We start from the raw sequence: 13,652 nt of genomic DNA on the forward strand, positions 1-13,652 counted from the left end.
GGGGGGTGGGGGGGGGGGGGGGGGGTGGGGGCGGGCGTGTGTTCGGGGGGGGTGGGGGGGGGGGGCGCGGGGGGCCAGGTCGACGCTGGTGTAGGCGTCCATCCGGTCGCCGCCCAGGCAGCTGACGGGGTTGCTGCGGCCCACCCCGCGCGGGTCGAGGCCGACCAGGTCGTACCGGGCGCGCACCTCCCGGTCGTACGTCCGGGCGGTGGCCTCCAGGTACTCGATCGCCGAGCCGCCGGGCCCGCCCGGGTTGAGCAGCAGGGAACCGAGCCGGGTGCCGGGGGAAGCGGAGGCGGGACCGTCCGGTTCCAGCGCCGCGCGGGCGGCCGCCAGGGTGAGGTCGCCGTTCTCCGGGTGGTCGTAGTCCAGCGGCACCCGGAACGTCGTACACGCGAACCCGCCGTCGCAGGGCTGCCAGACCGGCCGTTGCGCGTAGTACGGCGCGAGCGCGGCCGGGACGGCGGCGGGCAGCGGCTCCAGCGGGGTGGCGGCGGCCGGAGCCGCGGCCGTGGCGGCGGCCGAGCCCGAGGAGGACGGCCCGGAGGGGGACGCCATCGGCGCCCCGGCCGGATCGGAGCTGCAACCACCCGCCAGCAGCCCGACGACCAGCGCCGCGGCCAGTGCCCGCACCCGACCGAAGGACCTCATCCGCTACCTCTCCCGCCTCTCCGCGTTGTCCGCCGTCTCCGCGGCATCCGTGATCTCCACCATCTCCAACATCTCCACGACCTCCACGACCTCCACGATCGAACGGACGGCACAATCGAACGGACGGCACGCGGAACGACCGAACGGCCGAACGACCGAAGGACTGGTGGAACGGCTGGTGGACACGCCGCTGCCCGGTGCCCACCCCGGGCACCGGGCAGCGTAGCGCCACCGGAGCCTCGCTCAGGACGCCTTGGCCAGCGCCTCCGCCAGGAACTGCGCCGCCTGCCGGACCAGCCGCAGCCGCTCCCGGTCGGGGGTGAAGTCCTGCACGTTGTCCGAGATCCGCACCTCGGCCTTGGCCGCCGCTCCCGGGCCTGCCTTCAGCGCGGACTGGAGCTTGCGGGCCGCGTCCAGCCCGGCGGAGTCGCCCTTGGCGGCGGCCAGCAGCAGCTTCGCCGAGCTGCCGGTCGGGGCCTCGGCACCGGTCTGGGTGAGCGCGGCGGCGTCGTACCGGCCGGAGACCGCGGCGGCCGCCCCGTACAGGTCCGGCCGGGCCAGCGCGGCGGCGGCCGCGCAGGGCGCGCCGCCCTCGACCCCGAGGGTTCCCCAGGAGGCCGGGCCGGGCGGCAGGGTACGGAAGGTGGCCGCGACGGTGGTGCGCAGCGTCATGTCGTCGGCGACCGCGGCCGGGGCGGCGGCGACCAGCTCGCAGGGGTACCCGGTGCCGTTCGGCGCTTCGGGTGCGACCAGGACGAACGGACGGGCCTTGCCGCTCTGGAGGGCCGCACCGATGCCCTCGAAGACGTCCGGGACCTCGGCGTCGGCGGTCTTGCGGGGCGCGGAAGCCTGCATCACCACGACCGGGAAGCGGGCACTCGGCTCCGTGGCGTACTGCGGCGGGAGCCAGACCCGGACGTTGCGGGGCTGCCCGTCGGGGCCGAGCACGGCCGACTGGAGCAGCTCGCCGCCGCCCGGGTGGCCGACGCTGTCGAAGTGGCTGATCACGGCGGAGGCCGCGGCGGCTCCACCGGCGGCAGCGGCGGCGGCCGGGTCGGCGACCACGGGGGGCGCCGCCTGCTGCCGGCCCGCCGTCCCCGATCCGGCGCCCGAACCTGAACCCGGGCCCGAGTCCGAGGCCGAATCCGGGCCCGAGCGCCTGCCCGCCGAGTCCACGACCTGCTCCGCCCGGTCCGGCTCCCCGGGGTTCCGGCCGAGGCCGCCGAAGGCGCCGAGCGCGGTGAGCACGGTCAGCGCGGTGACGCCCACCCCGCAGACCATCGCTCCGGCCGCCCGCAGCAGCATCGGCCAGCGGTCGCCCGCCAGCTCGTAGGTCTGGGCGGCGCGCAGGTCGCGCCAGCGCTGTTGGGCGCCCCGGGCCAGCCAGATCCCGCCGAGGGCGGCGGCCAGTAGGGGGATGACGAGGAGCGAACGAACCACGGGACGCACCACCTCTGGAGGGGCCGCGCCGAACCGGAAGTCGGCGCGAAGGGGAGGCGACCGCCCCGACAGCGGGCGCAGTCGGCCCCCAGCGTGCACAACGGGCGGACGGTCACACGACGGTGTGCGCGGCGAGTGTCGCTCGTTCACTCGAAGGTGGGACGGCGCACCGGCTCCGGGAGGCGTACGGGCCTCGCTCGGCGGAACGTCACCACGCCGGTGGAGCGAGCCCTGGCGAACCGGGGGTCAGGCAGCCCGGGCCCGAGCGAACACGAGCCTTGCCGAACACCAGGCAGCCCGAACAGACACAGGCCCGAGCGCACCGGGCCCCGGCCCCGAGACCGCGCGGGCGGCACTCAGCCCGCGCGCAGCGCCACCGTCATCGCCTCGACCGCGAGCAGCGGGTCGACGTTGCGGTCCAGAGCCGTGCGACAGGCCAGCACCGCCTCGATCCGGCGCAGCGTGCTCTCCGCCGGGCCGGCCTGGGCCACCCGGTTCAGCGCCTGTCGCTGGTCCTCGTTGGCGAGCACACCGGTGGAGCCGAGCTGGATGGCGAGCACGTCCCGGTAGAAGCCGAGCAGGTCGAGCAGGGCGACGCCGAGCGTCTCCCGGCGGGTGCGGGTGGCACGGCTCTTCTGCCGCTTCTCCAGTTCCTTGACCGCCCCCGCCATGCCGCGCGGCGCCTTGCTGCCCTCGGCGGCGCCGTAGGCGGCCTTGAGGTCGTCGGTCTCCTTGGCGTCCTGGGTCTCGGCGAGCGCCTCGGCATCGGCCTTGGCCGTGTCGACCAGGCGCTGGGCTGCGGTCAGGCAGCCGCCGATGTCGGCGACCTCCAGCGGGATGCGCAGCACCTCCGCCCGGCGCGTACGGGCCTGTTCGTCGACGGCGAGGCGGCGCGAGCGCTCGATGTCGCCCTGACCGGCGAGCGCGGCGAGCCGGGCGGTCTCCGGGTCGACGCCGTCGCGGCGGACCAGGGTGTCGGCGACCGCGTCGGCCGCGGGGGTGCGCAGCACCAGCAGGCGGCAGCGCGAGCGGATGGTCGGCAGCACGTCCTGGACGGACGGGGCGCAGAGCAGCCAGACGGTGCGCGGGGAGGGCTCCTCCACGCCCTTGAGCAGCGCGTTCGCGGCGGCCTCGGTGAGCCGGTGGGCGGCGTCCACCAGGATCACCGACCAGCGGCCGCCGGTCGGGTAGCTGGAGGCGCGCATCACCAGGTCGCGCATGTCGCCGACGCCGATCGACAGGCCGTCCGTCCGGACGTACTTCACGTCGGCGTGGCTGCCGGCCAGCACGGTGTGGCAGCCGTCGCAGAAGCCGCAGCCGGGCGTGCCACCGAGCGCGAGGTCGGGGCTGGTGCACTGGAGGGCGGCGGCGAAGGCGCGCGCGGCGGTGACCTGCCCGGCACCGGGCGGGCCGGTGAACAGCCAGGCGTGCGTCATCAGGGAGGCGTTCGCACCCTCCGCCGGAGCGGCCCCGCGACCGGCCTCGATCGTCGCCCCGGCCGCCCGGGCCGCGGCGGTCAGCTGCTCGACCACCCGTTCCTGGCCCACCAGGTCGTCCCAGACGGCCACTGCTGCTCCCAAGCTCCGTACGGCTGCGCTCGTGGCGCCTCTTCCCCGCCGTCGAGCATACGTCTCCGGTCCGACACCCACTGCTCCGTCCGGATCACGGCTCGGCCCTGGTCACGGCTCGGCCCGGGCCACGGCGCGGTCCGAGCGGCGGTCCGAGCCCCCGGCGCGCGCACGGGCGGGCCGACAGAACGCGGCGGCGCCGCCGGGGACCCGCCCCGACGGCGCCGCCCACGCGTGCCTCAGCCCCGGCGGCCCCAGCGGCGGCCCTTGCCCTTGCCCTTGTCATGGGTGTCGCCGTCGTGGCCCCCGCCGCCGTCGCGCTGTCCCCGGCCGGCCTGCGGACCGTCGTGCTCCGGGCCGTCGTGCTCCCAGCGCGCCCATTCGTCGTGCGAGCCGAGCAGGGTGTCGGTGAGGCTCGGCAGGTCGTCCAGCGGAGTCTCCTCGGCCCACTCCGGCCGCGGCCGCTCGACGCCCGGCTGCGACTTCCGCTCGGCGCCCGGCTTCCGCTCGGCGGCAGGCTCCGTGCCCACCACCGGCAGCTCGCGGGTGCCGTCCACCGGCTCCGCGCGCCCCGTGCTCCGCGCCGGTCGACCCTCGGTACGTCCTGCGGGGCGATCCGCCTCGACCCGTGGCAGCACCTCGGTCCGGTCGGCCTCCGCCGGAATCCTCGGCAGCACCGCCGTCTCGTCGACCGCCGGGCCCGACACCGTCGGCAGCACGGCCGTCTCGTCCACCGCGCCGCCGGCGGCCTGGCGTGCCTCGGCGGCCCTGCGCGCCTCGATGGCCTCCGCCGCCCGGATCGCCGCCTGCCGGTCACGCGGCGACAGCTCACGCGTCGCCTCGTCCCCGAGCCCACCCGACGCGGACGGCACGGACGGCACGGACGACGCACCCGAAGCAGCCGAAGCAGCCGACGCCGAACCCCGCGCCTCGTCCCGTCGAGCGCCCTTCGGTGCCTCTTCCGGTGCCTCCCCCGGTGCCCCCTTCGAAGCGCCCCGCGAGGTGTCCCGGACCGCCCGCAGCTCCCTGGTCGCGTCATCCCCGAGCGCCGCCCCGGCCCCCGGAGCAGCACCCGGCCGCCCCTCGGCCCGGTCCTCCGCCGAATCCGCCGCCGCGGCCGCGGCCGCGAGCGCGGCGGCCTGCGCCAGCCGTGCCTCCTCGGCCCGCTGGAGCGCCTCCTCCGCCCGGCGTCGCTGCTCCTCCCGGGCGAGCTCGCGCTGCCGCTGGAGCTCGGCCTGGGCGGCTGCCTCGGCGGCGATCCGCTTGCGCTCGGCGGCCTCCGCGGCCAGTCGCGTCTCCTCGGCCGCCCGGAGCTCGGCCTCCTCGGCGGCGCGGCGCTCGGCCTCCTCCTCCGCCCGCCGGCGTGCTTCCTCCTCGGCCTTGCGCCGGGCCTCGGCGGCGGCCCGCTCGGCCTCCTCCTTCGCCAGCCGCTCCCGCTCCGCCTGCTCGGCCCGCAGCTGCGCCAGCACCTCCTGCCGCTTGCGCTCGGCGGCCTCCTCCTCGGCCTTCTTCCGGGCCTCCTCGGCGGCGCGGCGCTCGGCCTCCTCCTCCGCCCGCCGTTCCCGCTCGGCGCGGGCGGCCTTCTCCTGCTCGGAGAGCGGCAGCTCGCGGTCGAGCCGGTGCCGGATGGCGGTGGTCACGAAGCCGGGGGCCTGGCTGCCGTCCACGACCAGGTAGCGCGCCGGGTCGGCGGCGGCGAGGGCGAGGAAGCCGGCCCGGACCCGCTGGTGGAACTCGGTCGGCTCGGACTCCAGCCGGTCCAGCGCCTCGGTGAAGCGCTCGCGGGCCCTGGTCGGGTCGACGTCCAGGACGACGGTCAGGTCGGGCAGCAGTCCACCGGTGGCCCAGCGGGAGATCCGGGAGACCTCGGTCGCGGCCAGGTCGCGACCGGCGCCCTGGTAGGCGATGGACGAGTCCATGTACCGGTCGGTGATCACCACGGCGCCGCGGGCGAGGGCCGGCCGGATGACGTTCTCGACGTGCTCGGCACGGTCCGCCGCGTAGATCAGCGCCTCGGCGCGGTGCGACAGCCCGGTGTTGCCGACGTCCAGGACGAGGCCGCGCAGCCGCTGGCCGACCGGGCTGCCGCCGGGCTCACGGGTGAGCACGACCTCGTGCCCCTTGCCGCGGATCCACTCGGCGAGCGCCTGGGCCTGGGTGGACTTGCCGGCGCCGTCGCCGCCCTCCAGGGCGATGAAGAACCCGGTGCCCGCGCCCCGGTGCGGCACCGGGCCGACCGGGCCGCGCACCGCGTCCACCAGGTCCCGGACGAACGGCGAGGTGCCGCGCCGGTCGTCGGTGCGCAGCAGCACGACGGCGGCGAGCACCAGCGTGAGCAGCCCGGAGGTGGCGACGGCCAGGGCCGCGCCGCCGTGGATGAAGGTGAAGGAACCGGGTTCGAGGGCGCCGTACTCGACGTCCCCGTAGCCGGCGGCGATCAGCGGGACGCCGATCAGCGCGGCGGCGACGACGGCCCGGAGCACCGCGAACAGGTGCTCGGTGACCTTCGGCAGCCGGGCCTCCTCGACCTCCTGGGCGAGCAGGGTGCGCCCGGCCGAGACGGCGATCCCGGCGGCCAGCGCGGCCAGCGCGGTCAGCAGCAGGACCAGCACGAAGTCCAGCACCAGCCCGGCCAGGATCAGCGCGACGCCCTGGGTGAGCAGCGCCAGCGCGAGCAGTCGGCGGCGGGACAGCGAGGGCAGCGTGGCCCGGGTGAGCCGGGCGCCCAGGGCGGGCACCCCGGCCGCGGCGAGCACCAGCAGGCCGTAGCCGATCGGCCCGGCGCGGTGTTCGGCGGCGGTCAGCAGCGCGAGCGCGGCGATGCCCGCCATCGAGGCATAACCGGCCGCGACGGCGAAGGTGAAGTACGGGGCGCTGCCGGTGCGGCCCTTGCTCAGCGCGGGACCGGGGGCCGCGTCGGTCGGGGCCCGCAGGCCCTGGAGCGGGGAGACCGGGGCGGTCGGCGGGCCGCCGGGCAGCTGCTGGAGGTACTCGCGGACGGCCGCGGCGGCGAACAGCCCGGCCGCACCGAGCGCCGCGACGGTGAGCTGGTGGGCGCGCAGCCAGTCGGACCCGAGCGCCGCGCCGACGTTGTTGAGCAGGGTGAGGGCCACCAGACCGACGGCCCCGAGCGGCACCGTCACCCAGCCGGTGAAGCGGTCGATGCTCCGGACGCTCTCCAGGTTGGCCGCGGCGGGGCGCCGCTCGGCGACCGGGAGGTGCGCGTTGGCGGCCGGCAGCAGGCCCGGGACGGCGCCGTCCTTGGCGATCGTCCAGACCCGCTCGGCGGCACCGGTCACGAACACCGTGCCGAGCAGGACGTAGGTGGCGGCCCCGGAGGGCTTCGCGGCGGAGCCCAGCCAGACGCTCCACCAGGGCGCGAGGCCGATCAGCAGGGCGCGCAGCACGTCGGCGCCGAACAGCGTCCAGCGTCGGTCCAGCCGGCCCGCGACCAGCTGGTGCACCGGCCCGAGCAGCGCGACCCCGACCAGCCCGGTGGCCAGCACCCGGACGGCGAGGACCGCGGACAGGGCGAAGGCGAGGCTGCGCGGCAGGCTGCCGAACTGGCCGCCCTGGGCGACGGCGATCACGGTGAGCGCGAGCAGCACCAGCAGGCCGAGCCGGTCGGCGGTACCGCCGATCAGCTGGGTGGTCCACAGCCGCCGGTACGGACGTGTCCGCAGCAGCGCCCTGGCCCGGTCCGCCGGAGTCCCGGCGGGCGCGACCTCCGGCAGGTCGGACGCCCAGGCACTGGCGGCCGGGGCGGCGCTGGGGGTGGGCTGCTCCTCGCTCGTCATACGGTCAGCGTAGCGGGCGGCGGATGGCCGGAATGAGGCGAACGGGCTTCCGGATCGCGCTCATCACCGGGTTGTGACGTTCCCCGCACGGACCGCCCCGGCCTCGGGCCCGCGCCCCCGACACGGACCGCCCCGGCCTCGGGCCCGTACCCCCGACACGGACCGGACGGACCCGGGCCCGCGCCCCGAGGATCGGAGGCACGGGCCCGTCGGCGATGACCGGCGATCAGCCCTCTTCGGAGGCGGCGGTCTTGCTCGCGGCGGTCTTCTTGGCCGCCGTCTTCTTCGCCGCCGCCGTCTTGGTGGTGGTCTTCTTGGCGGTGGTCTTCTTCGCGGCCGCGGTCTTGGTCGCCGCGGTCTTGGCCGTGGTCGTCTTCTTGGCCGCGGCCTTCTTCGCCGGTGCCTTCTTGGCCGCCTTCTTCACCGGCCCGCGCGCCCGCTTCTCGGCGAGCAGCTCGTAGCCGCGCTCCGGCGTGATGGTCTCGACGTCGTCGTCCTTGCGCAGCGTGGCATTGGTCTCGCCGTCGGTCACGTACGGGCCGAAGCGGCCGTCCTTGACCACCACCGGGCGCTCGCTGACCGGGTCGTTGCCCAGTTCCTTGAGCGGCGGGGCGGCGGCGGCCCGGCCGCGCTGCTTGGGCTGGGCGTAGATCGCCAGCGCCTCGTCGAGGGTGATCGTGAAGAGCTGGTCCTCACCGGTGAGCGAGCGGGAGTCGGTGCCGCGCTTGAGGTACGGGCCGTAGCGGCCGTTCTGCGCGGTGATCTCCGCGCCCTCGGCGTCGGTGCCGACCACCCGCGGCAGCGACAGCAGCCGCAGCGCGTCCTCCAGCGTGACGGTGTCCAGCGACATCGTCTTGAAGAGGGAGGCGGTGCGCGGCTTGACCGCGTTCTTGCCGGTCTTCGGCGTGCCCTCGGGCAGGATCTCGGTGACGTACGGGCCGTAGCGGCCGTCCTTGGCCACCAGCATGTTGCCGCTGACCGGGTCCGGGCCGAGCTCGAAGTCGCCGCTGGGCTTGGCCAGCAGTTCCTCGGCCAGCTCGACGGTCAGCTCGTCCGGCGGCAGCTCGTCCGGGATGTCGGCGCGCTGGCCGGGCTCGCCCTCGACGGCCGAGGCGCGCTCGACGTACGGGCCGTAGCGGCCGACCCGCAGGGTGATGTCGTCGCTGACCTTGAAGGAGCTGATCTCCCGGGCGTCGATCGCGCCGAGGTCGGTGACCAGTTCCTTCAGACCGCCCAGGTGGTCGCCGTCGCCGTTGCCGGCCTCGGCGGCGCCGCCCGCGATGTGGCCCTCGCCCTCACCGAAGTAGAAGCGCTTCAGCCACGGCACGGACTGCGCCTCACCGGCGGCGATCCGGTCGAGGTCGTCCTCCATCTTGGCGGTGAAGTCGTAGTCGACCAGCCGGCCGAAGTGCTTCTCCAGCAGGTTGACCACGGCGAAGGAGAGGAAGGAGGGGACGAGCGCCGTCCCCTTCTTGAAGACGTACCGGCGCTGGATGATCGTGTCGATGATCGACGCGTAGGTGGAGGGGCGGCCGATCTCCCGGTCCTCCAGCTCCTTGACCAGCGAGGCCTCGGTGTAGCGGGCCGGCGGCTTGGTGGCGTGGCCCTCCGGGGTGATCCGCTCGGCGGCCAGCGGGTCGCCCTGGGTGACCTGCGGCAGCCGGCGCTCGCGGTCGTCGAGCTCGGCGTTCGGGTCGTCGGCGCCCTCGACGTAGGCCTTGAGGAAGCCGTGGAAGGTGATGATCTTGCCGGAGGCGGAGAACTCGACGTCCCGGCCGTCCGCGGAGGTGCCGCCGACCTTGACGGTGACGGACTGGCCGACCGCGTCCTTCATCTGGGAGGCGACGGTGCGCATCCAGATCAGCTCGTACAGCTTGAAGTCGTCACCGGTCAGACCGGTCTCGGCGGGGGTGCGGAAGCGGTCGCCGGAGGGGCGGACGGCCTCGTGCGCCTCCTGCGCGTTCTTGACCTTGCTGGCGTACGTGCGCGGGGCGTCCGGCAGGTAGTCCGCGCCGTACAGCTGGGTGACCTGGGCGCGAGCGGCCGTGACCGCGGTGTCCGACAGCGTGGTGGAGTCGGTGCGCATATAGGTGATGAAGCCGTTCTCGTACAGCTTCTGGGCCACCTGCATGGTGCGCTTGGCACCGAAGCCAAGCTTGCGGCTGGCCTCCTGCTGGAGCGTGGTGGTGCGGAACGGCGCGTACGGCGAGCGGCGGTAGGGCTTGGACTCGACGCTGCGGACGCCGAAAGCGGTCTGCTCCAGGGCGGCGGCCAGCTGACGGGCCGCCTGCTCGTCCAGGTGCAGGGTGTTCGCGCTGCCGGCCTTCAGCCGGCCGTCCGAGCCGAAGTCACGGCCGCTGGCGATCCGCTTGCCGTCGACGGCGGACAGCCGGGCGCCGAAGGTCTCCGGGTTGGCGGCATCGGCCGGGGTGCGGCCGGTGCCGAAGGTACCGACCAGGTCCCAGTACGAGGCGGTGCGGAAGGCCATCCGCTCGCGCTCGCGCTCGACCACCAGGCGGGTGGCGACGGACTGCACGCGGCCCGCCGACAGCTTCGGCATGACCTTCTTCCACAGCACCGGCGAGACCTCGAAGCCGTAGAGGCGGTCGAGGATGCGGCGGGTCTCCTGGGCGTCGACCAGGCGCTGGTTGAGCTCGCGCGGGTTGGCCACGGCCTCCTGGATCGCCGACTTGGTGATCTCGTGGAACACCATGCGGTGCACCGGCACCTTGGGCTTGAGCACCTGCTGGAGGTGCCACGCGATGGCCTCGCCCTCGCGGTCCTCATCGGTGGCGAGGAAGAGCTCGTCGGACTCGGCGAGCAGTGACTTCAACTTGCTGACCTGGGACTTCTTGTCCGCGTTGACCACGTAGATGGGCGCGAAGTCGTGGTCGACGTCCACCCCGAGGCGGCGCACCTCGCCGGTGTACTTGTCCGGGACCTCGGCCGCGGTGCTGGGCAGGTCGCGGATGTGCCCGACGCTCGCCTCGACGATGTAGCCGGGGCCCAGGTAGCCCTTGATCGTCTTCGCCTTGGCCGGCGACTCGACAATGACGAGTCGCTGTCCGTGCGCGGTCTCGCTGCTCGGGGACACCTTCGCTCTTCTCTCCCGGTCCTTATGTGGCTGGTCGGCGCCGGCAGCACGGGCTGCGCTCCGCCCGACCCCTCCACCGTCCCGGGGCTGCCGCCACACGGCACCCCCACCAGCGGAGTGTGACCGTACCCCGGCCACCCTTGTCAAACGGACGGATCCCGCTTTTTCACTTGCCGGGCTCACCGACGCCACTCGAACGGTAACCCGATGACGGAGGTTCGCGCCGCGCGGAGGGGGGCCTTCGGCAGGTTCCGGAGGATGGAATGACGGATTTCAAGATCTGTCAACGGAGAATCGACGGCGCGCGTTCCCGGCGCGCGTTCCCCGGGCTCGTTCCCGACGGCCCGGGCGGGCGGGGCTCGTTCCCGACGGCCCGGGCAAATGAACGGGACAGGACCGAGCGGGCGAGCGGGGCGGCCAGGGGCGGCTGCCCGGGCGGCTCGGGGTTCAGCCGCCGACCGAGGCCAGCAGGCCGGCGCCCGCCGCCAGGCAGCCCGCGCCCAGGGTGCTCCACAGCAGGTCGGCCACGGCCGCCCGCCCGACCTCCCCGGCCGCCAGCACCACCCGGCTCGGGCACTGCGGGTCGTAACAGATCCGCACCGAGGCACCCGGCGCGAAACGGTCAGGACGGCGCAGCGGGGTGTGCCCGCGCGGGCGGGCGACCACGAGCCCCGCGATTCCGCACACACCGGTGCCCCCGGCCGACAGCGGCACCGAGAAGGAGAGCAACGGCGCGCTGTCCAACTGGCCGTGCACGTCGTCCTCGGCCATGACGGTGGCCACCGCCGGCACCCCCCGGCGGCGCACCCACAGGCGCAGGCGCACCTCGGCAGCGCACCAGAGCAGCAGCACGCCACCGAAGAGGGCGAGCACCAGCCCGCCCACCATCGCCGTCGTCGTGTCCACCCCTGGCCCCCGGCTCCCCGCTCTGTCCACAGCCTGTGGACAGAGCCTCGCAGCGGCCGACCAACGGGAGGCAGCCGTCCAGCGGCGGCCGGACGAACCAGGAGGTACGGGCGCATGAACCGGACCCGGCCCGGAGTGGGCCTGACCTCGGCATCGCGGCCTTCGCCACCGCGGTCTCGACCTTGCCGCCGACCGGGCTCAACGGCCAGGACTCGGTGAACCGGATTTCGGTGGACCGGACTCGGTGGACAGGGTTTCCGGCGGCCCGGACTCAGCGGACCGGGTCGATGAACCCCTGCTCGGTCAGCAGCCTCAGCGACTCCGGCACCCGGTCCCGCAGGACCACCCGGTCCTCGCCGAGCAACTGCGCGATGGCGTCCACGATCTCGCCCGCCGACAGCGTCCCGTCGCAGACCCCGACGAAGCCCGCGCCCACCGTGTCCACCTTGGTGGCCCGGCGCATGCCGCGGTTGTGCCGCAGGATCACGTGCTCCGGGTCCTCCGCGCCCGGTGCGCCGACCTGCTCCTGGACCACTTCGTCGGCCAGCACGTAGCGGGCCGCGAGCAGGCCGGCGTCGTCGTGCGAGCGGAGGAAGTCCTGCCGGTCGAACCAGGCCTCGATGTGCGGGCCGAGCGGCTGCTCCACCGGGTGCGGCCACTCCTCCACCCGGACGGTCGGGTGCTCGGCGCCGCTCGCCCGCAGAGTGATCCAACCCATGCCGATGCCCTCGACCCGGCCCGCCTCGAAGGCGTCCAGCCACTCGCCGTACCGGGCCTGGTAGTCGCCACCGGGGCCCCGGTGGTCGCCCCCGTCGCGCAGCCACAACTCGGCGTACTGGGCCACGTCCTGGACCTCGCGCTGGACGACCCAGGCGTCCAGCCCGGTCCCCGCGACCCAGCCGGCCAGCCGCTCCTGCCAGTCCTCGCCCTTGACGTGCTGCCAGTTGGCGAGCAACTGGCAGTAGCCGCCGGGCTCCAGGTGGTCGGCCGCCGAGCGGACCAGGCTGCGGCACAGGTCGTCGCCGGCCATGCCGCCGTCGCGGTACGTGAACCGGCCGGCCGGCGAGATGACGAACGGCGGGTTGGAGACGATCAGGTCGAACTTCCGGTCCCCGACCGGCTCGAAGAGGCTTCCGGCGGACACCTCGGTGCTGTCGAAACCGGACAGCGCCAGGGTCAACTCGGTGAAGCGCAGGGCGCGCTGGTTGAGGTCGGTGGCGGTGACGGTCCCCGCGTGCCGAGCCGCGTGCAACGCCTGTACGCCGGAGCCCGAACCGAGGTCCAGCGCGGCCCGGACCGGGCGGCGCACGGTGATGTTGGCCAGCGTGGTCGAGGCACCGCCGACACCCAGCACCAGGTCCTTGCGGGCCACCCCGTGCGCGGTCTCACCGGAGCCGATGCCGCCCGCGCCACCCACCGCGCAGCCCAGGTCGGAGACCACCCAGGCATCCGAACTGGGCATCCCGGCCACCTCGTTGGCGTACGGCCGGACGTCGACCGTGGCACGCACCAGATCGCCGTCCGAGCGCAGCCAGCCGTCCGCCAGGCAGTCCTCCACCGGCAGCGCGGCGGCGGCCGCCCGGTACGGGACCGGCTGCTGGAGCAGGAACAGCCGCACCAGCGTCTCCAGCGGGCTGCCGCCACGCGTCGCGCGCAGCGCCGGAACCGCCTCGCTGCGGGCCAGCGCCGAATAGCCGGTGGGCCCGAGCAGGTCCAGGCACCCATCGGCGGTGAACGAGGCGTCGAGCAACGCCTCGCGGAACTTGGCGAGGCGGGTCGGGTCGAGAACGGGGCTACTGATCACCCCGCCATTGTCCCCCGCCGCCCACCTCCCGGCCGCCGCTGCGCCCCGCGCTCACCGGCCGGAAGCCCGCACCACCCCGCGCGCCCCCCAAAGCCCCCGTACGCCTCCCCGCGCGGACCCCCGTGTCACCCGACGGCGGACGAGGCGGACAGGGCTGACGGGCAGTGCGGCGGTCCGCGGAGGCCACGGTCCGCAGAGACGGCGGCTCCGAGCGCACCGTGCCTCGGCGACACCACGCCGCCCGGCAACGCCCCACCGAGCCCCGAGCCTCGGCGCGGCAGCCCCCGGGCCCCACGACTCCTCGCAGAGCCGAGCCCCCCGCTACGACTCACCCGCCACCCGGCCAGGACACCAAGCCGACCCGACGGCGACCATCCGGGCACACCAGGGCC

Annotated in this window: 6 protein-coding genes and 1 pseudogene; all 7 read right to left on the reverse strand. The window is 75.2% G+C overall.

Features of this window, described 5'->3' with window-relative positions; translation table 11 throughout:
• Positions 1-651, reverse strand: a pseudogene (locus tag ACFRMQ_RS26890) (hypothetical protein); the annotation flags it as partial.
• Between the two features lie 243 nt (positions 652-894).
• The gene (locus ACFRMQ_RS26895) at positions 895-2,091 is read right to left on the reverse strand and encodes a hypothetical protein (protein ID WP_380733217.1); all 1,197 of its coding nucleotides are present in this window, start codon (positions 2,089-2,091) and stop codon (positions 895-897) included.
• A 356-nt stretch (positions 2,092-2,447) separates the two neighbouring features.
• Positions 2,448-3,659: a DNA polymerase III subunit delta' gene (locus ACFRMQ_RS26900; protein WP_380733218.1), complete on the reverse strand. Its 1,212-nt coding sequence runs from the start codon at positions 3,657-3,659 to the stop codon at positions 2,448-2,450.
• Positions 3,660-3,898: 239 nt separating this feature from the next.
• On the reverse strand, positions 3,899-7,456 hold the full coding sequence (gene tmk / locus ACFRMQ_RS26905) for a dTMP kinase (protein WP_380733219.1): 3,558 nt from the start codon (positions 7,454-7,456) through the stop codon (positions 3,899-3,901).
• A 226-nt stretch (positions 7,457-7,682) separates the two neighbouring features.
• Positions 7,683-10,550, reverse strand: a complete 2,868-nt coding sequence (gene topA, locus ACFRMQ_RS26910) for a type I DNA topoisomerase (RefSeq protein ID WP_380733220.1) — start codon at positions 10,548-10,550, stop codon at positions 7,683-7,685.
• A gap of 447 nt (positions 10,551-10,997) precedes the next feature.
• Positions 10,998-11,456, reverse strand: coding sequence for a DUF3592 domain-containing protein (locus ACFRMQ_RS26915; RefSeq protein ID WP_380733221.1), 459 nt, complete (start codon positions 11,454-11,456; stop codon positions 10,998-11,000).
• Positions 11,457-11,727: 271 nt separating this feature from the next.
• Complete coding sequence (locus ACFRMQ_RS26920) at positions 11,728-13,260, reverse strand: methyltransferase (RefSeq protein WP_380733222.1); 1,533 nt, start codon at positions 13,258-13,260, stop codon at positions 11,728-11,730.
• Positions 13,261-13,652: the final 392 nt, after the last annotated feature.

Source organism: Kitasatospora sp. NPDC056783 (assembly GCF_042789895.1).
In the GTDB taxonomy this organism is placed as follows: domain Bacteria; phylum Actinomycetota; class Actinomycetes; order Streptomycetales; family Streptomycetaceae; genus Kitasatospora.